The organism is Bradyrhizobium sp. TM239, assembly GCF_036247985.1.
In the GTDB taxonomy this organism is placed as follows: domain Bacteria; phylum Pseudomonadota; class Alphaproteobacteria; order Rhizobiales; family Xanthobacteraceae; genus Bradyrhizobium; species Bradyrhizobium ottawaense.
On record NZ_BTIR01000021.1, the window covers coordinates 51,749 to 75,993 of the forward strand.

Consider the following 24,245-nt stretch of genomic DNA (forward strand, 5'->3'; position numbering starts at 1 on the left):
GACATGTCTGATCCGGCCCTGCCGCGCCGTCCGACCCTCGATCTGCGGGCGTTCACGCCCGCGCGCGTGGCGCTCGGGCGCAGCGGCGCTAGCGTGCCGACCAAGGCGCTGCTCGATTTCACGCTCGATCATGCCCGCGCCCGCGATGCCGTGCATGCCGCCTTCGATGCAGCGCGTATGGTCGCCGATCTCGGCGCGCTGGGGCTTGCCGTCACCGAGGTGAGGAGCCAGGCGGTCGACCGCAGGGAATATCTGCGGCGGCCGGATCTGGGACGACGGCTCGACCCCGGCTCGGCCGAGGTCTTGGCGCGAGCGGCTTCGGCGCCGTGCCGGCTTGCGCTCGTGATCGGCGACGGCCTGTCCGCGGCGGCGGTCCACGCCCATGCGGTGGTCCTGGTGAGGCGCCTGCTGCCGCTGCTCGCGGAAGGGGACGACGTCGCGGTCGGCCATGTCGTCGTCGCGTCAGGCGCGCGCGTCGCGCTCGGCGACGAGATCGGCGCCATTCTCGGTGCGCGCATGGCCTTGATGCTGATCGGCGAGCGGCCGGGCCTGTCGGCGCCCGATAGCCTCGGCGCTTATCTGACCTTTGCGCCGAAGCCCGGCCGCACTGACGCCGAGCGAAATTGCGTGTCCAACATCCACCACGCCGGGTTGAGCTACGACGAGGCCGCCTTCAAGATCGCCTGGCTGGTCCGCGAGGGGCTGGCCCGGCAGGTCAGCGGCGTGGCGCTGAAGGACGAGAGCGCGGACCGCGCGCCGCGTCGAATTGGCACGGCATTGCCCGAATGACGGGCATCCCCGGTCCAGATCGCCACTTCTTGATCGATTCGGCCACACTTCGCCTGCTTGCGAAAAGACCGGTTCACCTGCTAAACCCCTCGCGGCGATTTTCCGCGCATTTTCAAAGGGCAAGCCTCCCATTGGTATGGCGTTTTCAAGCCGTTCGCGGGGCGCAATAAGCTCTCAGCCCGAGCCGATTTAGGAACTGGATAAGGCATGCTCGAAAAGCACAGCGAGAATGAGGTTCATGTCGACAAGGTCGAGCAGGGACCTGCGTCCTCGATCGCCTTCGGGCTGGAGCGCATCGGGCTGATCGCCGTCCGGGCGCCGATCGTCTCCTGCATCGTCCTGCTCGTCCTGATCGTCGGAGCCGTGTTCGGCATCCACCGGATCAAGATCGACGATTCGCTGTCGCAGCTGTTTCGCTCCGACAGTCGCGAATTCCATCAATATGAAGAGGTCACGAAGAAGTTCCCGGCCGAGGAATTCGACGTCCTCGTCGTGGTCGAGGGCAAGAACCTGCTGGCCCGGAACAATCTGGAGAAGCTGCGCGACTTCGTCACCGACCTGCAACTGGTCGAAGGCACGCGCGGGCTGGTCTCGCTGTTCTCGGCGCGCCAGGCGCCGGCACCGGGCAAGCTGCCGGCGGCGCTGTTCCCGGCCGAACTGCCCGAGGGCGCCGACTACGACAAGTTCATCGAGACCGTCAAAAACAACGAGATCATCCGCGGCAAGCTGTTGTCGGAAGACGGCACGCTGGCGCTGATCGTGCTGTCGCTCGATCCGGAGGTGGTGGCGTCCAGCAAGCTGACCAAGACCGTGGGCGACATCCGCGCCCTGATGAAGGAGGATCTCAGTGACACCGGTCTCAACGTGCAGCTCTCGGGCGTGCCGGTCATGCAGCTCGAGATCCGCAATGCCGTCGAACGCGACGGGCTGACCTACAACATCCTCGGCATTCTCGCCGGCTGCATCATCGCCATCATCTTCTTCCGCAAGATCTCGTTCATGGTCGCCGCGGCGTTTCCGCCGATGATCGCGATCCTGTTGGCGCTCGGCGCGCTCGGCTGGGCCAATTTCAATCTCAACATGTTCCTGAACGTGATGACGCCGCTCATCATGGTCATCAGCTTCTCGGACTCGATGCAGCTCACCTTCGCCGCGCGCGACCGGCTGATCGCGGGCCAGGACAAGTTCACCGCGTTCAAGAACGCGGTGCTGGTGGTGGGCCCGGCCTGCGTGCTGACGCACGGCACCGCCGGCATTTCCTTCATCGCGCTGCAGTTCTCCAACTCGGACCTGATCCGCAAGTTCGGCGAGGCAGGCCTCGCCGCCACCATCATCGCGCTGGTCGCGGTGCTGTCGCTGGTGCCGGTGTTCGGCGTGCTGCTCGTGCGCAACGAGAAGACGTTCGCGGTCAAGTTCCAGAGCGCGGATGCCGGCGTCCAGGCGCTGCGCAATTTCTGCTATTGGATCGCGGTGCGGATGGTGGGCCGGCCCGGCCTGTTCAGCCTGATCGCAGTGCTGTTCGTCGGCGGCCTCGGCGTCATCTACGCCAATCTGGAGCCGCGCTACCGGCTTGCCGACCAGGTGCCAGACAAGCGTCAGGCGGTCGCTGCCAGCAACCGGCTCGACGCCAAGCTCACCGGCGCCAACCCGGTCAATGTGCTGATCCAGTTCCCCAAGGGTGAATCGCTCTATTCGCCGGAGACGCTGCAGACCATCGCGGACGTGCATGCGACCGTGGAGAAGGCGGCCGGTGTCGGCAATGTCTGGTCGGTCGAGACCCTGCGCCGCTGGCTTGCGGAAAAGGCCGGCAGCGCCGACGTCGCGACGCTGAAGGAATATGTCAGCGTAATTCCCGAGCATCTGGTGCGGCGCTTCATTGACGCCGAGCAGGACGCGGTCGTGGTCGCCGGCCGCGTGCCGGACAAGGATTCCAGCCAGCTCCTGCCGATCGTCGACAAGCTCGATGCCGAGCTCGACGCCGTCCGCAAGAAGCATCCGGGCTACGAGGTCGCGGTGACGGGCCTTGCCGCGATCGCGGCGCGCAACTCGGCCAGCATGATCGAGAAGCTGAACCGCGGGCTCACCGTCGAATTCGCGCTGGTCGCGATCTTCATCGGCCTCGCCTTCCGCTCCTGGGTGGTGATGTTCGCCTGCATCCTGCCGGGCATCTTCCCGGTGGTGATGTCGGGAACGGTGCTGTGGGCGATGGGCGAGGGCCTGCAATTCGCCAGCGTCGTCGCGCTTACGGTCTCGTTCGGTCTCGGCCTCAGCGCCACCATCCACTTCCTCAACCGCCTCCGGCTCGAGAGCAAGCCGGGCGTCGGCTCGGCGCTCGCGGTGGAGCGCGCGACCGTGCTGGTCGGCCCGGCGCTGATCCTGACCACGGTGGTGCTGGCCTGCGGCCTCGTCGTCACCGTGTTCTCCGACCTGCCATCGCTGCGGCTGTTCGGCTGGCTCAGCGCCTTCTCGATGGTGATGGCCTTGGTCGCCGACCTCTTCATCCTGCGGCCGACGGCGATGTGGCTGATCAACCTGCACGCCAAGCTGCAGGGGACCGACAAGCCGGCAATCTGAGCGGCGAGGCAGCTAAGGCTGCCCTGCCTCACGCCTCGATCCGGACGATCCCGTACGGATTGAACTTGAAGTCGTCCTCCGCGTAGTCCTGCTCGTGCGAGAGCGTGAGCTTGCGCTCGCGCAGCGTCGCCTCGATGCCGCGCTCGGCCATGGCGTTGGCGATCTCCTCCATCGCCATCACCGCGGACCATTCGTTGCCGCGCGATCTCGCGACGTAGACCTCCGGCAGGCCAACGAGGTGATAGCCGACGGTCTCGTAGTAGCTGTTGCCGGCGAGCGGGCGCTTGGCGAAGGCAAGGCGGCAGGCCTTCGTGACGGCGGGGGTCATGCTCAGGCCCCGGCTGGTCAAGGCGCCCTTGCGCGCCTGATCCATGAGACCTCGCCACCGCGCGATGCCGTGAGCGACGCCGGCGCTCTCGCCTTTCGCCGCAACGGCGCCGGCGTCGAGCATCTCGTCCACGATCTGCAGGGCCGCGGCCGAATAAGCGGCCGTCTTCTGCTGATGCATCGGCGGGCTCCGCACGTAGAGGACCGCCTTGTGGTTGGCCACGGCGGCTTCGTCTGACGCAGACCACGCTTTCGGGAAGACACGGTCCCAGCACACGCCGAACGAACGCACCATATTCGCATCGGGTTTTGCCTGCGAATAGGTGCGGTCGATCTCGAAGTCGAAATCGGCGATGGTCTCGGCCACGGCCTTCGGCGGATGCAGCAGGCTGTCGTCCTTGCCGAGAAAGCAGAGCACGTGACGCGGCTTCACCGATGAAGGCTGCATGTTCTTTTCCTGCCGGTCGTTGGCGAAGGCGCGACTGGCCGCGAGGAGCCCGACGGCCTTGAGCAGATGTCTGCGAATTGGATCCATCTCAGCAGGTCCATGTCAGCAAAAAGCCCCCGGCTCGCGAGAACCGGGGGCGTGTTTCTTTCGAAGCGAGACGGGCCTCAGCCCTTCGTCATCGTGATGTTGACGCCGCGGATCTCGCCCTTTGAGCTGATCTGCACCGTCTGCTTGGTGCCGTTGGTGCGCAGCGACAGATTTGCGGCAAAGCCGTTGGCCTCGACGAACACGTCGATCTGGCCACCGCCGGCGGTGCCCTGGAGATTGCCGAAGATGTTGCGGCTGGACTCGCTCCAATTTCCGGAGATGCGCTCGCCCTGGCTCGTCACGTCGCTGGTGAGGTCGAACTTGTAGCTGTCGGAGGCGCAGTGCAGAGCCTGCTTCAAATTGAGGCCGCTGCCGGCGACCTTGTAGTCGGCCTTGCAGCGAATGCGCTCGGTGGAGCCGTCGGACAGCGACACCGTGCCGGTGCCGGTCCACGCGCCGTCGAAACCGGCAAACGGGCCGGACGACTGAGCGTGGCTTGCCGAAACCGAGAAGAGCAGCGCCGCCCCGATGCCGGCCGCCTTGATTGCCAGTCCAGATCGCCCAAAGAATTTCATCTCAAATATCCCGTTTTGGAACGACGCCCGCTTACGCGTGATAACGTCTCGCCACATCGAAAGTTTAGTGCTCCGAGCCAGTGTCAGGTTCAAACCCGGCCGCCAGAGATGGCGGTTCACGACGCCTCTCGCCAGGCCTGGACCCGTCGATTTGCCCTGTTTCCGCATGTTTCTGGCGGGAAAGGCGGGGCGGACAGATGCAGCTCTGCAACAGGTATGCAGTAAAACGCAGTGCTTCCGAATTATGACGTAGTATCAATCTCTTACATCTGCCAATGAAGGCGCGGGGAAGACCTGATTTGGTGGGCGTGGCGCCAATTTGGCCGCATTTGCCAGTGCTTGTGCCTTCTCTGAGGCCGCACCTGTCGCGGCGACTTGCCATCAGAACAATCCGTTCCGGTGTCCGCCCTGTGCAGTCCGGGTCCGGTGCGATTCTGCCGTCAGAATGAAGGAATACAATGCGTAAGCTTCTCGTCGCTCTCACCCTGCTGTCGGCATCCCTTTCGACGGCGGCCTTTGCCCAGGCAGGGCGCGGCACGGACGCCGAGCAGAAGGCCTGCACGCGCGACGTGCAGAAGTTCTGCCGCCCGGTCATCGACCAGGGCGATTTCACCATCCTGGCCTGCCTCAAGGAGAACCGGTCCAAGATCTCGCAGGCCTGCGACCAGGTTCTGAAGACCCACAACCAGTAAGCTCGGCCACTGGCCCACAAAAGGCGGCCTCCGGGCCGCCTTTTCGGGCCCGATCCACGAAAGGGCAGCCATCGAGAGACAGGATTGGTTTTGCGGTCGTATTCCCCTATATGGGGGCCGCGGCGGATCGCCGGCATGAGCCCGCGCGAGCGAAGAAGCCCTTCCTGTCCAAACGATTGTAAACCAGCCCTCGATGACCTCTGCGAGCGAATTGCGATCCGGTAAAGGTGACCGCGACGAGAATTTTCCCGTCGCGTCCTGGATCATTCATCCGCGTCATCGCGCCCTGATCCTGGCGTATTACAATTTCGTCCGCACCGCCGACGACATTGCCGATCACGCGACCCTGCCGCCCGATCAGAAGCTCGCTTATCTCGACCTGCTCGAGGCGGAACTGCTCGGCAAGGGCGACACCCAGGCCGAGGCCGTCACCTTGCGCCGTGCACTGGCCGAGCGCGGCATGGCGCCGCGCCACGCGCTCGACGTGCTCATCGCCTTCCGCATGGACGTGACCAAGCTGCGCTACGAGAACTGGGACGAGGTCATCCACTATTGCCGTTACTCGGCGATGCCGGTCGGCCGCTTCATGCTCGATGTCCACGGCGAGAGCACCTCGACCTGGGCCGCCTCGGATGCGCTCTGCGCAGGCTTGCAGATCAACAATCACCTGCAGGATTGCGGCAAGGATTTTCGCGAGCTCAACCGCGTCTATCTGCCGCGCGATGCGCTGGCAGCACACGGTGCTTCCGTCGAGCAGCTCGGGCTTTCGCAGTCGCCGCCGGCGATGCTGGCCTGCCTGCAGGCGCTCGCCGTTCGCAACCAAGCGCTGCTCGACGAGGGCAGGTCGCTGGCTGCGGAGATCCGGGATTTCCGCCTCGGCGTCGACGTCGCGGTGATCCAGGCCTATGCCGACCGCATCGTGCGCCTCTTGAAGGTGCGCGATCCCCTGCGCGAGCGGGTGCACCTCAACAAATTCGAACTGCTCGTCTTCAGCCTTGCCGGAATGATCGGCGAGGCCGGCCGCCGCGCAATTGGACGCAAGGCCATTTCCAGACCGGGGACTGCACATGACGCTTGAGGCGACCTCGCCCGGCGCCAATTATGGCTCGACCGCATCCGGCAGCTCCTTCTACGCCGCGATGCGCATCCTGCCGCATGACCAGCGCGAAGCGATGTTCCAGATCTACAGCTTCTGCCGCCAGGTCGACGACATTGCCGATTCCGACGGCCCGCGCGCGGAGCGTCTCGCCGCGCTTCAGGAATGGCGCAACGACATCGACGCGCTCTATCAGGGCAATCCGCCGCCGCGGCTGCAGGACTACGTTGGCTCGGTGAAGACCTTCGGTCTCAAGCGCGAGGATTTCCTCGCCATCGTCGACGGCATGGAGATGGACGTGCCGCAGGACATCCGCGCGCCCGACATGGCGACGCTGGATCTGTATTGCGATCGCGTCGCCAGCGCGGTGGGACGGCTGTCGGTGCGGGTGTTCGGCCTGCCCGAGGACGACGGCATCCAGCTCGCCTATCATCTGGGCCGCGCGCTTCAGCTCACCAATATCCTGCGCGACATCGACGAGGATGCCGGCCTCGGCCGGCTCTATCTGCCGCGCGAGGCGCTGCTGCATGCCGGCATCACCTCCGATGACCCGAACCGCGTGATCACCGAGCGCGCGCTGCCGAAGGTCTGCCTGCCGCTGGCGCAGCGTGCCAAGGCGTATTTCGAGAAGTCGGACGAGATCATGAACCGCAACAGGCGCCGCACGGTGCGCGCGCCGCGGATCATGTCGAAATACTATCATTCCATTCTGGATCTGCTGATTGCGCGCGGCTTCAACGCGCCGCGCCAGCCGGTGCGTGTGTCGAAGGTCACACGTATCCTGATCCTGCTTCGCTACGCTTTCATCTGATGCAAAAGACAGCTCATATCATCGGTGCCGGAATTTCCGGCCTCTCCGCCGCCGTGCGGCTCGCCAATGCCGGCTTCAAGGTCGCCGTGCACGAGGCGACGCAGCAGGCCGGCGGCCGTTGCCGTTCCTATTTCGACGGCGCCACCAATCTCACCATCGACAACGGCAATCATCTGCTGCTGTCGGGCAACAGCCATGCGCGCGCCTATGCGCGTTCGATCGGCAGCGAGGCCGGCCTCGTCGGCCCTGACAGCGCGCAGTTTCCCTTCGTCGACATCAAGACCGGGCAGCGCTGGCAGATCGATCTCGGCACCGGCCGGCTGCCGACCTGGGTGCTGGACGAGAGCCGCCGCGTGCCCGACACCGGCCTCACCGATTATCTGAAGCTGGCGCCGCTGATCTGGGCGTCGGAAGACACATTGGTCGGCAAATCCATTCCTTGCGAAGGCGTGCTCTATCAGCGTCTGGTGCAGCCGCTGCTGCTCGCGGCGCTCAACGTCGATCCGCCCGAGGGCTCGGCTGGCCTCGCCGGCGCCATCGTGCGCGAGACGCTGCTGGCCGGCGGACAGGCCTGCCGTCCCCTCATCGCACGCGACGGTCTCAGCGCCGTGCTGATCGAGCCGGCCGTGAAGTTCCTGCAGGAGCGCGGCCACACCGTTCAGCTCGGCCATGAGCTGCGGTCCTTCACCAGCACTGACGGCAAGGCCAGTGCGCTGAATTTCGGCGGCGAGGATGTCGTTCAGATCGGGGAGGGGGACGTGGTCGTGATGGCGGTGCCGCCGCGGGCTGCTGCGAGCCTGCTGCCGGGCGTGAAGACGCCGACCGAATATCGCGCCATCGTGAATGCGCATTTCCGGATCACACCGCCGCCGGCTTCGGCGCCGATCCTCGGCGTGATCGGCGGCGTCGTGGAGTGGCTGTTCGCGTTCCCGAACCGGTTGTCCGTCACCATCAGCAACAGCGACCGTCTGGTCGACATGCCGCGTGAGGAACTCGCGCAGACGATCTGGAACGACGTCTGCAAGGCCGGCGGCGTTTCCGGCGAACTGCCCCCTTGGCAGATCGTGCGCGAGCGCCGTGCCACATTTGCGGCGACGCCGGCGCAGAATGCCCTGCGTCCGGGGCCGGTCACTGCGCTGAAAAACCTGTTCCTTGCCGGTGATTGGACTGCTACGGGATTGCCTGCAACCATCGAGGGATCGGTTCGATCCGGTGATCGCGCCGCCGATCTGGTTCTCGCCGCAAAGCGGCCCTGACGGGCAGACCTCCCGGCCAATTTCAATCGACTATCGGAGCAATCGAGCGAGATGGATTCCGTGAAAGCGACCAGCCGCGAAGCCCCTCAATCGGGCATCTTGCAATCGGGCATCCTGGAATCGAGCATTGCATCGGCGACGCAGGGCGTCATCGGCTTCCAGCAGGCGGACGGCCATTGGGTGTTCGAGCTCGAGGCCGACTGCACGATTCCGGCCGAATACGTCCTGTTGCGCCATTATCTCGCCGAGCCGGTCGACACCGTGCTCGAAGCCAAGATCGCCAATTACCTGCGCCGCATCCAGGGCGCCCATGGCGGCTGGCCGCTGGTGCATGACGGCGAGTTCGACATGAGCGCCAGCGTGAAGGCTTACTTCGCGCTGAAGATGATCGGCGATAGCGTCGACGCCCCCCACATGGTGCGTGCGCGCGAGGCGATTCATGCGCGCGGCGGCGCGATCAACAGCAACGTCTTCACGCGCTTCCTGCTTGCGATGTACGGCGTGGTGACCTGGCGCGCGGTGCCGGTGCTGCCGATCGAGATCGTGCTGCTGCCGTTCTGGTCGCCCTTCCACCTCAACAAGATCTCGTACTGGGCGCGCACCACCATGGTGCCGTTGATGGTGCTCGCAGCGCTCAAGCCGCGCGCGAAGAACCCGAAGGGCGTCGGCATCGACGAGCTGTTCCTGCAGGATCCGCGCTCGATCGGCATGACCGCGAAGGCGCCGCACCAGAGCATGGCCTGGTTTCTGCTGTTTCGCTCGCTCGACGCGATTCTGCGCGTGATCGAGCCGATGTTCCCGAAGGCCTTGCGCAAGCGCGCGATCGACGCGGCGCTCGCCTTCACCGAGGAGCGGCTCAACGGCGAGGACGGCATGGGCGCGATCTACCCGCCCATGGCCAACATCGTCATGATGTACGACGCGCTCGGCAAGGACGAGAATTTCCCGCCGCGCGCGATCACGCGCCGGGGCATCGACAAGCTGCTGGTGATCCACGACGACGAGGCCTATTGCCAGCCCTGCGTCTCGCCGGTGTGGGACACGACGCTGACGGCGCATGCGCTGCTGGAAGCCGGCGGCGACAAGGCGGTGCCGGCGGCCAAGCAGGGCCTCGACTGGCTGATCCCGAAGCAGGAGCTCGAGGTGAAGGGCGACTGGGCGGCGAAGCGGCCCGACGTGCGTCCGGGCGGATGGGCCTTTCAGTACAACAATGCCCACTACCCCGATCTCGACGACACCGCCGTGGTGGTGATGTCGATGGACCGCATGCGCCGGGAGCACGGTGCGACCGGCTACGACGTCGCGATCGACCGGGGACGGGAGTGGATCGAGGGAATGCAGAGCGACGATGGCGGCTGGGCCGCCTTCGACGTGAACAATCTCGAATACTATTTGAACAACATCCCGTTCTCGGACCACGGCGCGCTGCTCGACCCGCCGACCGAGGACGTCACGGCGCGCTGCATCTCGATGCTGGCTCAGCTCGGCGAGACCGAGAAGACGAGCAAGCACGTGGCTGATGGGGTCGCCTATCTCAGGAAGACCCAGCACCCCGAGGGCTCCTGGTACGGCCGCTGGGGCATGAATTTCATCTATGGAACCTGGTCGGTGCTCTGCGCCCTCAACATGGCCGGCGTCGCCCACAAGGACCCCATGATTCGCAAAGCTGCCGCCTGGCTGGCCTCGATCCAGAACAAGGACGGCGGCTGGGGCGAGGACGCGGTCAGCTACCGGCTGGACTACAAGGGATGGGAAGCCGCCCCCTCGACCGCCTCGCAAACGGCATGGGCCTTGCTTGCCCTCATGGCGGCAGGCGAGGTTGATCACCCGGCCGTCGCCCGCGGGGTGGAGTACCTGATTGCAACACAGAACAAAAAAGGACTGTGGGACGAGCAGCGGTACACCGCCACAGGCTTCCCCCGCGTGTTCTATCTGCGGTATCATGGTTACCCGAAGTTCTTTCCGTTGTGGGCACTGGCGCGGTATCGGAACTTGCGGAACACCAACAGCAGGGTGGTAGGGGTCGGAATGTGACTTTGGGGACGGGGGACTATCTTACCGCGGGCAATGCCATTGATCCGCGGCCGATCTTGATCGTGACTGGATTGGTGCAGGAGGCCCGCATCGCGGCCGGCCCCGGCATGGCCGTCATCTGCTCATCCAGCAGCCCGACCCAGTTGCGGGCGCTCCTGACCGTGGTGGATCCCAATACGATTCGCGGCGTGATCTCGTTCGGCGTGGCCGGCGGGCTCGACCCGAGCCTGCGCTCCGGCGACGTCGTGCTGGCGACCGAGGTGCTCGACGGCGATAGCCGCTGGGCCGCCGGCCTCTCGCTCGGCGACGATCTGATCGACCGCCTGACCTCGGGCCGCCGCCGCGTGGTGCGCGGCAGCCTCGCCGGTGCCGAGGAAGTGGTCACCAAGCGCGCCTGCAAGGCGGCGCTGCATTCGGAGACCGGCGCCTCTGCCGTCGACATGGAAAGCCACATCGCCGCCGCCTACGCCACTGAAGCCGGGCTGCCCTTTGCCGCGGTCCGCGTCATCAGCGACCCCGCCCACCGCGCCCTGCCGGCACTCGCCCGCGCCGCCATCAAGCCGAACGGCCAGATCGACCTCGCCGCCGTGCTGCGCGGCATCGTGCGCAATCCCGCAACCCTGCATGCGCTGGTCTCGACCGGCATCGACTTCAACCGCGCGCTGCGGTCCTTGCGCGGCTGCCGGGACTATCTGATCGGTACCGAGCTGATCGAGAGCGAGGCGCTGGTGTCCAAGGCGGCCTGAACGGCGTCGTCGAGTTGAGAATAAGGAAAAGGCCCGGTCAGGTGACCGGGCCTTTTCCTTTTTTTGAACCACGTGATCGTCGTCACAGGCGGAGGATCTACTCGATGCGGCCTCCGCACGCGACCTGACAGCTTGAACGTGGGCCCGTCTGCGATTATCTTACATCTGTCTTACATCGGAAAGGTCGGGCAATGGCCGCCACGGACAAGCTCACGACGATCGTTTCCACCAAAGGCCAGGTCATTCTGCCCAGCTCCATCCGCCGACGGCGGGAGTGGAAGGCGGGAACGCGGCTCACCGTCGAGGAGACTTCGGAGGGCATCCTGCTGAAGCCGGCGCCGGCCTTTGAGGCGACGCGACCGGAAGAGGTGTTTGGGGTCCTGGCTTACCGAGGCAAGCCGAAAACGCTCGAAGAGATGGACGCAAGCGTGCTGACCGAAGCCAGGCGGCGGCATGATCGCGATTGATACCAACCTGATCGTTCGTTACCTGACCAGGGATCACGCCACCCAATCCCCACGTGCCCGCACCTTGATCGATGGCGAGAACGTCTTCGCCGCCGTCACGGTGCTCCTCGAAGTCGAGTGGGTGCTGCGAAGCGCGTACGGCTATCGGACTGCGGACATCGTGCACGCGCTTCGTGCCTTCGCGGGATTGCCGACCGTCACGATCGAGGACGGCGCGACGGTTGCGGCGGCGCTCGACCTTGCCGAGAGGGGAATGGATTTCGCCGATGCCCTGCATCTGACGAGATCCGGCCATTGCGAGGCTTTCGTCACCTTCGATCGCAAGCTCGTCAAGGCGGCGAAAGCGGCGGGGCATGCAGGGGTGCGTGAAGCACTGTAGTCGCGGCCATCGTCCGACTGATCGCTCGAATTACGGTGACAGCACTGTCACCGTAATTTTATCCTCGCCGATGCGACGCTATAGATTTCGGCGCAGGAAGTCCCCAATTTCAACCTTGATCCGTCGATGGATTGCCGCCCGGTCGATGCCCGGAGCATCCTTGCACACAGCGGGCGCGTCCGCTTCCAGCGCCGGAGGGCATGGACCGAAAAATATGAAATGGCCGCCTGGTACGGTCTCTAGCCGTGGCGGATGGGGCAATGCCTCCGCAAGAGCGAGGATGTTGCCGTCAGCCTGGAGAGCGCTGCTTTCCGCGCGATAGAGCAGAGTCGGCCTGTCGAGCGACATCAATCCGGTCCGATCGAACAAGGAGCCCCATGGCTCCAACAGGACGAGCGCTTTCACCGCGAGCGCATCCGGCGATCTCCTGCCGACCGCGTTGGCCAAAGAGCCGTCGGTTGGGATGCCGTCGCAGGCCATCGGATCGTTCGTGCGGTTTCGGCAGTAGACCGCCAAGTGAGCCAGGCTGGGAGCTGCGCCCGCGATAATCAGCGTGACGGCACCGCCGTAAGAAAATCCCGTCATGCCAAGGCGGTTAGGATCGGCATGCGCTGCGAAGCGTGGATCGGCCAATACGGCATCGAGCGCCCTATGGATCTGGCGGGGGCGGTCTTCGAGAGCTTCGCGAGGGAGCTTGGATCCTGGGTGAAAAGGCGCCACCACGATAAAACCTTCGCGCGCCAACGACGTCAGAAGATCGGCATAGGGGAGCGGAGTGCCTCCCGTTTTGATCGTTCCTCCTCCGCCATGCGAGAAAAGAACAATCGGAAAACGTGCCCCGGGCGCGATGGGCGCGTCACGGCCAGCGGCAACAATGTAGGGTCCATCCTGAAAGGATAGTTCGGCCACGTCGGTCGGATACGCTACCAATGCGTCAAACGGGATAGCGTCCTGCACCGTGATGCGCGTGACGCTTGCCTTGAATGGCTGAGCATCTGCTTCCGCGGATATGCCCGCCACCAGCAGTGCGAGCACGAGAAATGAGGCGCGCAAGGGCCAAGACTCCAAAATTGAAACCTGCTGCAATCTTAGATGGTAGGATGGGTAAAGCGAAGCGAAACCCATCGATTGGCTGCAGCAAACGGCTGTCAAAATGACCCGTCGGGCAAAACACCAGACCACCCGTCAACCCCTTCCGGCAAAAATATTCCGCTTTTCAGAATTTCGGATTTGTGGCATGTAGCGCTCATCCCGGCCCTGCCAGAGGGGCGCTTCGCGATCGTCACGAGATGCGGGCCGGGGTGCGGTGGACGCGGCAGCGCCGGCGCGGAAAGGCGATGACAGGGCGGGCAACCCGTGAGTCATGCGCGACGCGATACGACACGGCGCCGTAACAGCGGCCGCGCTGGATATCGGGGGCGAGCACACGCGAGCGTCCGATGCTTTCGGCGAGGCCGTCCGCGGACGGAGAAGTCGTGTGGTCCTGACGCCCGCAGGCTGGCGTCAAGTCTTGCGGTGATGCCGCGGCCCGACCGGGTGCGCACATCGATCAGCCGCGAAGACGACGGGGGCAATAGTGCATCGCTCCCCGAGGAGAGCACGAAGGACACCGTTAAAACCATCCGCGCAGGGAAGGCCGGGCGACCGGCATCACCTGTGATCCACCCCGTGTGCGTTTTCGATGCACGCGGACCGCGGGTGCCGCCGGCGCCCGGCCTTCCCTGCGCCCTCTGGTCCAGTTGAGGGCGGCGACGATCAGCACAACTCGGGCGAAAGAAGCCGCGGGAATGCGAAGGTGTGTCTGCGATGAAGAGCGCGAACGGCAAGAGCAAGCTGCTGCCGCACACTCGTAATGACGGCGAGAGAGAATGACTCGATCTCCTCTCGTGCCCCGGACGCAGCGCAGCGTCCCTTCGACGATGCGCTGCAGAGCCGGGGCCCATGCATCGACACGGCACGCGGCTGCTGGGTCCCGGCTCTGCGCAGCAGCGCAAAGAGCGCTGCAGCGCGTCCGGGACACGGACCGCCGGCACAACGACCCACATAAAGAGAAGGCCCGGTCGCGATCGCGGCCGGGCCTTCGTGGTGAGAGTTGATTGCGTCCGCTTACGCCGCGGTCGAAGCCTTCTGCGCGGCCTTGGCCTGTGCAGCGTCGGCCTCGTCCTTGCGGATCTCCGACAGGCGCTTCTGCACTTCCGCCGAGAAGATGTACTGCGCCGGGCGCTGCTTGCTCATGTCGATCTCCGGCGCCATCGGACCGGAGGTCCTGATGCCGCGCAGCGACACCCACATCGCCTTGATCGGGTTGTTGAGCGCAGCGGTCGCCGCCGTCGGCTCGTAGCCGCAATGGGCCATGCAGTCGGCGCACTTCTCGTAACGACCGGTGCCGTAGGTCTCCCAGTCGGTGGTCTCCATCAGCTCCTTGAAGGTTTTTGCGTAGCCTTCACCGAGCAAATAGCAGGGCTTCTGCCAGCCGAAGATGTTGCGCGCGGGCATGCCCCACGGCGTGCACTCGTATTCCTGGTTGCCGGCGAGGAAGTCCAGGAACAGGCCGGAATGCATGAAGTTCCACTTCTTGCCCTTGCCCATCGCGAAGACGTCGCGGAACAGCTTCTTGGTCTTGGTGCGGTTGAGGAAGTGCTCCTGGTCCGGCGCGCGCTCATAGGCGTAGCCCGGCGACATCGAGACGCCGACACCGAGCTCGACGGTGAGGTCCAGGAATTTCGCGATCTCCTCGGCCGGATGGCCGTCGAAGATGGTGGCGTTGACGTTGACGGTGAAGCCGCGCGCCTTGGCCGCCTTGATCGCGGAGACGGCGCGGTCGAACACGCCCTTCTGCGACACCGCCTTGTCGTGGTGGTCCTTCAGGCCGTCGAGATGCACGGAGAAGAACAGGTAAGGGGAGGGCTCGAACAGATCGAGCTTCTTCTCGAGCAGCAGCGCGTTGGTGCAGAGCGAGACGAACTTCTTGCGCTCAACGAGGCCGCGCACGATCTCCCCGATCTCCTTGTGGATCAGCGGCTCGCCGCCGGGAATGGCGACCATCGGCGCGCCGCACTCGTCGGCCGCGTCCCAGCACTCCTGCGCGGTCATGCGGCGGTTGAGGATCGCATCCGGATAATCGATCTTGCCGCAGCCGACGCAGGCGAGGTTGCAACGAAACAGCGGCTCCAGCATCAGCACGAGCGGATAGCGTTTGCGGCCAAGCATTTTCTGCTTGAGCAGATAGGCGCCGATACGCATTTCCTTGAAGAAGGGGATAGCCATTACAAAGTTTCTTTCTGGGCTTGGAATTCGGGTGGGTCAGCTAGCAGCCAATTGGGCCGGAAGCCGGAATTCGATGTTTTCCTCGCGGCCCGGCAGTACCTGGACCTTGACCGGTCCGATCCGCCGCATCGCTTCGATCACGTCATCCACGAGTACCTCGGGCGCCGAAGCGCCGGCCGTGATGCCGACGGTCCTGGCATTCTTCAACCACTCCGGATTGAGCTCGCTGCCGTCGGCAATCAAATAACTCGCGACGCCGGCTTCGGTGCCGATTTCGCGAAGCCGGTTCGAATTCGAGCTATTGGCAGCGCCCACCACCAAGATCACGTCGACCAGCTTGCTCAAGTCCCTTACCGCAGATTGGCGGTTCTGTGTCGCATAGCAGATATCCCGGATATCCGGACCTTGAATATCTGTAAAGCGGGTCTGAAGGGCCGCGATGATATCCTTGGTGTCGTCGACCGACAGGGTGGTCTGGGTAATGTAGGCCACTGGCGTATCCGCCGGCAGGGTCAGCGCCGTAACCTCTTGAACGCTCTGCACAAGCACCACGGGGGCGGGAACCTGGCCCATCGTGCCCTCGACCTCGGGGTGGCCGGCATGGCCGATCAGGATCAGCGTGCGGCCCCTGGTGATGTAGCGCTTCCCCTGATTGTGAACTTTCGTGACCAGCGGGCAGGTGGCATTGAGCACGGGAAGGTCGCGCGCGGCGGCCTCTTCCTCGACGCTGCGGGCGACGCCATGAGCGCTGAAGACCGTCACGGCCTTCGGCGGGACCTCGGACAGCTCCTCGACGAAGATTGCCCCTTTGTTCTTCAGGCTCTCGACGACGTATTTGTTGTGCACGATCTCATGGCGCACGTAGACGGGCGGGCCGTACTTCTCCAGCGCCCGTTCCACGATCTCGATCGCACGCACCACGCCCGCGCAAAAGCCGCGCGGCTGCGCCAGATAAACTTCCATTGGATGTCCATCACGCAAGTTGCACCAATCCGCTTCGCAAGTTCCCGGCGGCACCCCGATACTGACCAACGCGTTGCAATATCCGCACCATTGGTTCGCGCACGCGGTAGCCACCCACCCCCGTCGGGGCACCGGCGCATGGAGGCGCAATACTTTGTGTCAAAAAATCGGCGGTAAGGGAAGATCGAATGGACCCGGGTTCCCTGCCGGGCCAATTGTGCGGTATTATAGTAAGAACTTGGGAGTGCGCAAGTCAGCGACATCAGTGGCCAGCCCTTCGTCACTTTCCCGCCTCAACTCCCCGTCTATACCGACCGCCCCGCATGATTTTGCCACGGTCTTCCGCCGTTTACCTCGAACCTTCTGGCGGCGAGTGCCACTCAAAACAGCAATAGGTTTCGCCCGGGAACTCCGATAAACAGCGGGCGTTTCCGGCAAGCTGTTAACCGCAGAAAGAAAAGAAGTGCTGCAAAGCGTAGTCGTTGCCATCGTCAGGGCCTGCACCCGGTTTGCCTCCCTCGTCGTCGTTCTCGGGCTCCTGCTGTCGGTGGGAGCGGGCTATTACGCTGTGCACCACTTCGCCATCAACACCGACATCAATTCGCTGATTTCCCAGAATCTCGACTGGCGCAAGCGTGACCAGCAGTTCGACAAAGCGTTCGATCAAAACGAGACGATCCTCGCTGTGGTCGAGGCCCGGACCCCCGAGATGACCAGCGCAGCGGCGGACGCGCTCTATGCCCGGCTGAAGGACGACAAGACCAACTTCCAGTCCCTGCAGCAACTCGGCAGCGGCGAGTTCTTCGAAAAGAACGGACTGCTGTTCCTGCCGACCGAAGAGGTCGGCAAGATCACCAGCCAGTTCGAATCTGCAGCGCCCCTGATCGAGATCATGGCTGGCGATCCCTCGATCCGCGGCCTGACCGGCGCGCTGGAGACGGGACTTGCGGGCGTCAAGCGTGGCCAGGTCAAGCTCGACAACACGGCGCGTCCGTTCAACCTGATCGCCCAGACGGTCGAGACCGTGCTCAACAAGGGCAATGCGAGCTTCTCCTGGCGCGAGCTCGTCAGCGACGAGCCGCTGAAGGATTCGGACAAGCGCGCCTTCATCGAGTTCAAGCCGATCCTCGACTACAACGCGCTGGAGCCCGGCAAGGATGCCACCGACGCGATCCGCAAGGCCGCGGCCGATCTCGATTTTCCGACCAAATACCAGGCGCGGGTGCGGCTGACCGGCCCAATCCCGATCGCCAACGAGGAATACGCCACGGTTCAGGAGGGCGCCGTCGTCAACGGCGTCGGCACGGTTCTCGTCGTGCTGCTCATCCTGTGGCTGGCGCTGCATTCGGCAAAGATCATCTTCGCGGTGTTCGTCAATCTCTTCGTCGGCCTCGCGCTGACGACCGCGGCCGGCCTGATGATGGTCGGATCGTTCAACCTGCTGTCGATCGCGTTCGCTGTGCTCTTCGTCGGCCTCGGCGTCGATTTCGGCATCCAGTACAGCGTCCGCTACCGCTCGGAGCGCTTCAAGCACAACGACCTTTCGGGCGCGCTGGTGCTGGCGGCGAAGCGCTCGGCGGTGCCGCTGTCGCTCGCGGCGATGGCGACCGCGGCCGGCTTCCTTTGCTTCATGCCGACCGACTACAAGGGCATCGCGGAGCTCGGCCAGATCGCCGGCGTCGGCATGCTGGTGGCGTTCCTCTCCTCGATCACCGTTCTGCCGGCCATGCTGAAGCTGCTGAACCCGCCCGGCGAGAAGGAGCCGGTCGGCTACGCCTTCCTGGCGCCGCTCGATCACTTTCTGGAGAAGCACCGTGTGCTCGTCGTGGGCGGCACGCTGCTGCTGGCGCTCGCCGGCCTGCCGCTGCTCTACTTCATGAAGTTCGACTTCAACCCGATGAACCTGCGCAACCCGAAGGCCGAATCGATCGCGACCTTCCTCGACCTGCGCAAGGACCCCAACACCGGCGCCAATGCCATCAACGTGATGACCACGTCCGAGGAGCAGGCAAGGCAGGTCGAGGCGAAGCTGGAGAAGGTGCCTGAGGTGCTGCGGGTGATGTCGCTCGATAGCTTCGTGCCCCAGGACCAGCCGCCGAAGCTGAAGCTGATCGCGCAGGGCGCCAAGGTGCTGAACCCCGCACTCAATCCCGACCAGATCGATGCGGCACCGACCGACAAGGAAAACGTCGAGGCGCTGAAATCCTCGGTCGACAATCTGCGCCGGACCGCGGGCGATGCGAAGGGGCCGGGCTCGATCGCCTCGCGCCGTCTGGCAGACGCGCTCGAAAAGCTCGCCAATGGCGACGAGGCCACGCGCAACAAGGCGCAGGACGTGTTCGTCACGCCGATGAAGGTCGTGTTTGACCAGCTCAGGAACGCGATGCAGGCCGGGCCCGTCACCCTGAGTTCACTGCCATCCGATCTCGTCAGCGCCTGGAAAAGCAAGGACGGCATCATCCGCGTCGAGGCGCTGCCCAAGGGCGATCCCAACGACAATGACACGCTGCGCAAATTTGCGGCGGCGGTGCTCGTCGCCGAGCCGACCGCGATCGGCGGGCCGGTCTCGATCCTGAAATCCGGCGACACCGTGGTGCGGGCGTTCATCCACGCCGGCATCTACGCGCTGCTGGTGATCGGCCTCTTGCTGTGGATCACGCTGCGCCGCTTCGTCGACGTGCTGATGACGCTGGTGCCGCTCCTGGTTGCCGGCGCGGTGACGCTCGAGATCTGCGTGTTGATCGGCCTGCCGCTCAACTTCGCCAACATCGTCGCGTTTCCGCTGCTGCTCGGCGTCGGCGTCGCCTTCAAGATCTACTATGTCGTGGCCTGGCGCTCGGGCAGGACAAACCTGCTCCAGACCAGCCTGACACGCGCGATCTTTTTCAGCGCGCTGACGACGGCGACCGCGTTCGGCAGCCTGTGGCTGTCGAGCCATCCCGGCACGTCCAGCATGGGCAAGCTGCTGGCACTCTCGCTGGTGACGACGCTTGCCGCCGTGCTGCTGTTCCAGCCGGCCCTAATGGGCAAACCCCGCAATCTCAGGGAGTAGGCAGATGTCGCCGATTGGGTCGGCGGCCGCTTTCTGACCCGGCTTTGCGGGGGTGGCGGCGCTCTTCGGGGCCCCCGCCACCGGAGCAGGCGCCGCTGCAGCGCCCATCGTGCCCTGGGCCTTCGGCGCCGCGCCGGTGGACTTGGGCGCGCCCTTGGCCATGGCATTGGCGGTGCTCGAGGGGATCGGCGGTCCGACTCGCGTCCAGGTCTCGCCGCCGCAGAGGAAGCCCATCACGCAGCCCTTGATTTCGAGCTGGTCGGCACCGGCCGGCGTGATGGTCGCGCTATAGAGCTGGCCGTCCTTGGCGTTGTAGACCTGCCCTTCCCACTGATCGGCGCCGGGCTTCTTCTTCATGTCGATCAACGTCGCCATGCCCAGTGTCGGCCTGGTCTTTTTCGAGGCATCCGGATTGTTCTCGTCGCGGCCGCCGGGCTGCTTTTCCCAGGAAACGGCGCCCCACATGCTGCCATTGCATTGGGCGACGCGAATGTTGGCGACGCCATCGGCAACCCGCCAGTCGCCGGTGGGATCGGCGGCGAGCGCCGGGGTCAGGCAGGTGAAACCGCCAGCCAGTATTAGTCCGGTGTAAAGGGCTAAACGCATGATAGTTCCTTGGCAGTGCAACATGGGCTAAAGCTGTGCTTGCGAAGATGGTCCGAAAAAGGGCAAAAGGCCGCACAGACCGTTTTCAGTAGCGGTCCCTTTTCAGTTGACGAGACGGCCCTCAACCGAAGTATGTAACGGATGCACAGCCCAAATCCAGACATGTCTCAGCTTTTCGCGGACCGTCAGGCCCAGCGCAGCACCCTGCATAATCGGTATCTGAACGAGCAGTTCGTCCGGGTTCTGAAGACCATCGGCTACGATGTCGGCTTCCAGAGGGGGCAAGGGCAGTATCTCTACGATCGCGACGGCGCGCGCTATCTCGACCTGCTGTCCGGCTTTGGCGTGTTTGCGATCGGGCGCAATCATCCGGTCATGCGCGACGCGCTCAAGAGCGTGCTCGATGCCGATTTGCCCAATCTCGTCCAGTTCGACGTCTCCGTGCTCGCCGGCGTGCTCGCCGAGCGGCTGCTGAAATATGTCCCCTATCTGGACAAGGCGTTCTTCGCCAATTCCGGCGCCGAATGCGTCGAAGCCGCGATCAAGTTCGCGCGCGGCGCTACCGGCCGCCCGGGCATCGTCTACTGCGCCCACGGCTATCACGGCCTGACCTATGGCGCGCTGTCGCTGACGGGTGATTCGAACTTCCGCACCGGCTTCGAGCCGCTGCTGCCGGGCTGCACCTCGATCCCGTTCAACGATCTGGCCGCGCTGGAAAAGGCGCTGGCCTCGCGCGAGGTCGCAGCCTTCGTCGTCGAGCCGATCCAGGGCAAGGGCGTCAACATGCCCACCGACGAGTTCCTGCCGGGCGCGGCCGCGCTCTGCAAGAAATACGGCACGCTGTTCGTCGCCGACGAAATCCAGACCGGCATGGGCCGCACCGGCCGTTTCCTCGCGGTCGAGCACTGGAACGTCGAGCCCGACATGGTGCTGCTGTCGAAGTCGCTGTCGGGCGGTCACGTGCCTGTCGGCGCGGTGCTGACGCGCAAGGCCATCTTCGACAAGATCTTCAATCAGATGGACCGCGCGGTGGTGCACGGCTCCACCTTCTCCAAGAACGACCTCGCGATGGCCGCGGGCATCGCTACGCTGGACGTGATGGAGTCCGAGAAGCTGATCGAGTCTGCCGCCAAGCGCGGCGCCGAGCTGCGCCTCGCACTGACGCGCATGGTGCCCGGCTATGAGCTGATGAAGGAAGTGCGCGGCAAGGGTCTGATGATCGGCGTCGAGTTCGGCCCGCCGAAATCGCTGCGGCTGCGCGCCTCCTGGAACGTGCTGGAGGCCGCCAACAAGGGCCTGTTCTGCCAGCTCATCACCGTGCCGCTGTTCAAGGATCACAAGATCCTGACCCAAGTCGCCGGTCACGGCAGCCACACCATCAAGCTGCTGCCGCCTCTCACCATCACCGAGGAAGACTGCAGCTGGATCGAAAAGGCGTTCGACGACGTCATCGCCGGCAGCCACAAGGTGCCCGGCGCGATCTGGTCGCTCGGCAAGACGCTGGTGGACAACGCGGTGCGACGGTCGGCGTAAGGCGATGCCCTAGCCCGGATGAAGCGAAGCAGAATCCGGGATTCTCAAAGCAGGCGAGACCGGTCTCGATTGCGCTGCGCTCGATCCGGGGGCTGCGCGTCATCGGCTCAGTGAGCAAAGACCGTATTGAACATCGGTAAGACGTCGCCGTTCTTTTCGACCGCGAGAATGGCGCGGCGTTGCGTTGCATAGACGACCGGGATGTCCATCCAGGCTCTGCTTCGGACCAGAAGCGAATTGTTGGAAGCGTCCTGCGGCACGGCCGACAGGCCGATCAGGAAATGCGTGTCGTCGACCTTTACCGACAACGCTGCAAGGGGCGCACCCTTGGCCTGCTCGTTGGCCTTCATCAGAAGGCCCATAACCTGTTTGATCTTGCCAGCCGAGAAATCCGGCCCGACTTCGATCTGGACCGTGTGGGTGGCGGGCAAGGCGGGGTCGAAATTTCGTCGGATCGAGAGCGTCATTCGCAGGTTTCGCGACGGTATCTCGACCGTGCCGCGTATCGTGACGTCGCCTGATGGAGCGGAGGGATCGGTGGTCGGTTCTATCCGCCAAGTGATCTGTCCCTCTGCACGATTGCCCTTGGGATTGCTCAGGTCCTCCTCGTAGAGGACGGCTCGCATCGTGGTGGCGAGCCCGTCGCGGGCTGCTGCCGGCCCGGGAGCGGCGATTGTCCAGACGAGGGCTGCGGCAAGAAAGAGAGAGCGCATCATAGCGCTGAATTAGCAGCGCTCCTCTGGTGTCGCAATCAAAAGTTGTGATGCCGCCTCATGAGCAAATGCAGCTTACCCCTCCACATTCGACTTCATCGCCGCCTCGAACTTGTCGACGAACTCGGCGAGCTCGTCGGCGCCGACGTCGCTGACGGCCCAGAAGTTCAGGCCGCGATTGCCCCAGCGGCGACAGTTGAAGCCCTGCATGGTCTGGGTCTTCGGCGGCCGGTGTTCGGTGCTCGAGGTCTGTGCCACGAACAGGTTGATGACGTGCTGGCGGCGCTTGTAGACGACGGCGCCGATGGCGCGGGCGTCGATATAGTCGAGCCGGCCGCCGACCAGCGTAAAACCCTGCGCGGTGAGATCGATCACGGGCGGGGCGACGTCGAGCTTGCCGTTGAACCACGGCTTGACGGTGTGCTGGTCGGTCGAGACCACGTCGGTGAGGTGGCCGGCCTGCAGCGAGCGCAGATGCGCGGAGACGACCTCCGAGAGGATGCGCTGCTGGTCGTCCTGGCGCAGCACGATGGCGACGATTCCGGTTGCCGCGAGCGCGGAAACCGCCGAGCCCATCGCAAAGCCGCGCAGCACGGAGCGGCGGCTCGGCTGGGGCTTCGGCAGCGAGGCCTCGATCTTGTTGCGCAGGCTGGTGGGCGCGACGTAGCGCAAATTGGTGTCGGCAAGCACGCGCTGCATTTCGCGCTGTGCGGCCAATTCCGCAGCGCACCCGGGGCAGCCCGCGATATGGGCTTCGACCTCGCGCGCATGGCCGGCGTCGAGCTCGCCGTCCAGCAGCGCGTGAAGCATGATCCTTGCTTCGTCGCAGGTCATTTCGCTTGCTCCTCTTCCGCCGTCCAGGCCGCGCGCAGCAGGGCACGGGCGCGAGCGAGGCGGGACATCACGGTGCCGATGGGCGCGCCGACGGCTTCTGCGATTTCACGATAGGACAGGTTGTTGATCTCGCGCAGCACGAAGGTTTCCTTGAACGGTTCGGCGAGCGCCTCGATCAGCTTGCGGATGGCGCCGGCATCGCGGCTGCGCAGCACTTCGGTCTCCGGGCTCGCCTCGCTTTCCTGCCAGATCGGCGTCTGCTCGGCGGCGCCGGGCGTATCCTCGAACGCGCTGGGCCTGTGCGCACGACGGGCGTATTCTGCGTTGCAGACATTGCGCAGGATCGCGAACAGCCATGGCTTCATCGCCGGCCCGCGATAGCTGTCGAAGTGCTTCAGCGCGCGCAGATAGCACTCCTGCACCGCATCTTCCGCGTCGGAGGCGTCGCGCAGCAGATAGCGCGCGAGCGTGTAGACGTCGTCGAGATGGGGCAGCGCCGCTTCGCGAAAACGCCGGGCCTTGTCTGGATCGTCGCTTGTCGGTGGCATCGCCGCTCGCTTTGCCGTTTCGCCTGATGTCGCCGGAGACGCAGGAGCCCGGCCGGCGTGGGACCACCGGCCGGGCAAGACGTTGATGCCTTGGTTGGAGACGTTACTCAACCTTGATCATCCCCGTCATGTGCGGGTGCAGCGAACAAAAATATTTGTAGTCGCCCGCGTTGGTGAAGGTGAACGAGAACTTGTCGTCGGTGTCCAGGGTCTTGGACCTGAACTTGCCGGCCGACACGATGGTGTGCGGAATGTCGTCCCGGTTGGTCCAGGTCACGGTGGTGCCGGTCTTGATCTTGAGCTCGGCCGGCTGGAACACGAAATTGTCGATATGAATGTCCATGTCGTCGGCACGCGCACTTGTTGCGGGCAGCAGGATGGCCGCGGCCAAAGCGAGACCGAGGTCGACACCGAAGTCGCGGCGGTTGAGTGTCTTCATTGTCAGCTT

The 24,245-nt window shown here is 64.5% G+C and carries 22 protein-coding genes; 12 read left to right on the forward strand and 10 right to left on the reverse strand.

All coding sequences use genetic code 11. The features are described 5' to 3' along the window. The first annotated feature begins 3 nt into the window (after positions 1 to 3). A complete protein-coding gene (gene eutC / locus AABA84_RS29125; RefSeq protein WP_212251337.1) occupies positions 4 to 789 on the forward strand; it encodes an ethanolamine ammonia-lyase subunit EutC in 786 nt (261 codons plus the stop codon). 207 nt (positions 790 to 996) lie between these two features. Then, positions 997 to 3,363, forward strand: a complete 2,367-nt coding sequence (locus AABA84_RS29130; RefSeq protein WP_212251339.1) for an efflux RND transporter permease subunit — start codon at positions 997 to 999, stop codon at positions 3,361 to 3,363. A gap of 28 nt (positions 3,364 to 3,391) precedes the next feature. Here AABA84_RS29130 and AABA84_RS29135 read toward each other — a convergent pair whose 3' ends face one another. After that, on the reverse strand, positions 3,392 to 4,225 hold the full coding sequence (locus AABA84_RS29135; RefSeq protein WP_212251341.1) for a hypothetical protein: 834 nt from the start codon (positions 4,223 to 4,225) through the stop codon (positions 3,392 to 3,394). Between the two features lie 77 nt (positions 4,226 to 4,302). Next, positions 4,303 to 4,800, reverse strand: coding sequence for a hypothetical protein (locus tag AABA84_RS29140; protein WP_212251343.1), 498 nt, complete (start codon positions 4,798 to 4,800; stop codon positions 4,303 to 4,305). Positions 4,801 to 5,258: 458 nt separating this feature from the next. Between AABA84_RS29140 and AABA84_RS29145 the strand changes: the two genes are divergently transcribed. The 8 genes from AABA84_RS29145 to AABA84_RS29180 all read left to right on the forward strand — a co-directional run bounded on the left by AABA84_RS29145 (position 5,259) and on the right by AABA84_RS29180 (position 12,281). Further along, the gene (locus tag AABA84_RS29145) at positions 5,259 to 5,492 is read left to right on the forward strand and encodes a hypothetical protein (RefSeq protein ID WP_212251345.1); all 234 of its coding nucleotides are present in this window, start codon (positions 5,259 to 5,261) and stop codon (positions 5,490 to 5,492) included. 193 nt (positions 5,493 to 5,685) lie between these two features. Continuing rightward, positions 5,686 to 6,570, forward strand: a complete 885-nt coding sequence (gene hpnC, locus AABA84_RS29150) for a squalene synthase HpnC (protein WP_212251347.1) — start codon at positions 5,686 to 5,688, stop codon at positions 6,568 to 6,570. Continuing rightward, entirely contained in the window at positions 6,560 to 7,399 is an 840-nt protein-coding gene (gene hpnD, locus AABA84_RS29155) for a presqualene diphosphate synthase HpnD (RefSeq protein WP_338313877.1), read from the forward strand. The genes hpnC and hpnD overlap by 11 nt, the downstream gene beginning before the upstream one ends. Next, positions 7,399 to 8,655, forward strand: a complete 1,257-nt coding sequence (gene hpnE / locus AABA84_RS29160; protein WP_338313878.1) for a hydroxysqualene dehydroxylase HpnE — start codon at positions 7,399 to 7,401, stop codon at positions 8,653 to 8,655. The genes hpnD and hpnE overlap by 1 nt, the downstream gene beginning before the upstream one ends. A gap of 51 nt (positions 8,656 to 8,706) precedes the next feature. After that, entirely contained in the window at positions 8,707 to 10,689 is a 1,983-nt protein-coding gene (gene shc / locus AABA84_RS29165) for a squalene--hopene cyclase (protein ID WP_338313879.1), read from the forward strand. Next, positions 10,686 to 11,435, forward strand: coding sequence for a phosphorylase (locus AABA84_RS29170; RefSeq protein WP_212251351.1), 750 nt, complete (start codon positions 10,686 to 10,688; stop codon positions 11,433 to 11,435). The genes shc and AABA84_RS29170 overlap by 4 nt, the downstream gene beginning before the upstream one ends. A 191-nt stretch (positions 11,436 to 11,626) precedes the next feature. Next, the gene (locus AABA84_RS29175) at positions 11,627 to 11,902 is read left to right on the forward strand and encodes an AbrB/MazE/SpoVT family DNA-binding domain-containing protein (RefSeq protein ID WP_338313880.1); all 276 of its coding nucleotides are present in this window, start codon (positions 11,627 to 11,629) and stop codon (positions 11,900 to 11,902) included. Next, positions 11,889 to 12,281 carry a type II toxin-antitoxin system VapC family toxin gene (locus tag AABA84_RS29180; RefSeq protein ID WP_338307605.1) on the forward strand — a complete coding sequence of 131 codons (393 nt, stop codon included), beginning with the start codon at positions 11,889 to 11,891 and terminating at the stop codon, positions 12,279 to 12,281. The genes AABA84_RS29175 and AABA84_RS29180 overlap by 14 nt, the downstream gene beginning before the upstream one ends. Before the next feature lie 78 nt (positions 12,282 to 12,359). Here AABA84_RS29180 and AABA84_RS29185 read toward each other — a convergent pair whose 3' ends face one another. From AABA84_RS29185 to ispH, 3 genes are all read right to left on the reverse strand, one after another. After that, positions 12,360 to 13,334, reverse strand: coding sequence for an alpha/beta hydrolase family protein (locus tag AABA84_RS29185; protein ID WP_338313881.1), 975 nt, complete (start codon positions 13,332 to 13,334; stop codon positions 12,360 to 12,362). Between the two features lie 1,053 nt (positions 13,335 to 14,387). Continuing rightward, the gene (hpnH, locus tag AABA84_RS29190; RefSeq protein ID WP_212251355.1) at positions 14,388 to 15,548 is read right to left on the reverse strand and encodes an adenosyl-hopene transferase HpnH; all 1,161 of its coding nucleotides are present in this window, start codon (positions 15,546 to 15,548) and stop codon (positions 14,388 to 14,390) included. 36 nt (positions 15,549 to 15,584) lie between these two features. Further along, on the reverse strand, positions 15,585 to 16,511 hold the full coding sequence (gene ispH, locus AABA84_RS29195; protein WP_338313882.1) for a 4-hydroxy-3-methylbut-2-enyl diphosphate reductase: 927 nt from the start codon (positions 16,509 to 16,511) through the stop codon (positions 15,585 to 15,587). A 463-nt stretch (positions 16,512 to 16,974) separates the two neighbouring features. Here ispH and AABA84_RS29200 point away from each other — a divergent pair, with 463 nt between their 5' ends. Further along, on the forward strand, positions 16,975 to 19,563 hold the full coding sequence (locus AABA84_RS29200; protein ID WP_338313883.1) for an MMPL family transporter: 2,589 nt from the start codon (positions 16,975 to 16,977) through the stop codon (positions 19,561 to 19,563). On the opposite strand, the gene AABA84_RS29205 is transcribed toward AABA84_RS29200, so the two are convergent. Continuing rightward, the gene (locus tag AABA84_RS29205) at positions 19,531 to 20,169 is read right to left on the reverse strand and encodes a DUF2147 domain-containing protein (protein WP_338313884.1); all 639 of its coding nucleotides are present in this window, start codon (positions 20,167 to 20,169) and stop codon (positions 19,531 to 19,533) included. The genes AABA84_RS29200 and AABA84_RS29205 overlap by 33 nt on opposite strands. 141 nt (positions 20,170 to 20,310) lie before the next feature. Here AABA84_RS29205 and hpnO point away from each other — a divergent pair, with 141 nt between their 5' ends. Then, complete coding sequence (gene hpnO, locus AABA84_RS29210; protein WP_212251358.1) at positions 20,311 to 21,702, forward strand: aminobacteriohopanetriol synthase HpnO; 1,392 nt, start codon at positions 20,311 to 20,313, stop codon at positions 21,700 to 21,702. A gap of 107 nt (positions 21,703 to 21,809) precedes the next feature. Here hpnO and AABA84_RS29215 read toward each other — a convergent pair whose 3' ends face one another. From AABA84_RS29215 to AABA84_RS29230, 4 genes are all read right to left on the reverse strand, one after another. Continuing rightward, positions 21,810 to 22,418 (reverse strand): hypothetical protein, encoded by a 609-nt coding sequence (locus tag AABA84_RS29215; protein ID WP_338307602.1) that lies wholly within the window; start codon positions 22,416 to 22,418, stop codon positions 21,810 to 21,812. 72 nt (positions 22,419 to 22,490) lie between these two features. Further along, positions 22,491 to 23,249, reverse strand: a complete 759-nt coding sequence (locus tag AABA84_RS29220) for an anti-sigma factor family protein (protein ID WP_338313885.1) — start codon at positions 23,247 to 23,249, stop codon at positions 22,491 to 22,493. Further along, entirely contained in the window at positions 23,246 to 23,797 is a 552-nt protein-coding gene (locus AABA84_RS29225; protein ID WP_028143205.1) for a sigma-70 family RNA polymerase sigma factor, read from the reverse strand. Before AABA84_RS29225 ends, AABA84_RS29220 begins: the two co-directional genes overlap by 4 nt. A gap of 103 nt (positions 23,798 to 23,900) precedes the next feature. After that, positions 23,901 to 24,236 carry a cupredoxin domain-containing protein gene (locus tag AABA84_RS29230; protein WP_212251364.1) on the reverse strand — a complete coding sequence of 112 codons (336 nt, stop codon included), beginning with the start codon at positions 24,234 to 24,236 and terminating at the stop codon, positions 23,901 to 23,903. Positions 24,237 to 24,245: the final 9 nt, after the last annotated feature.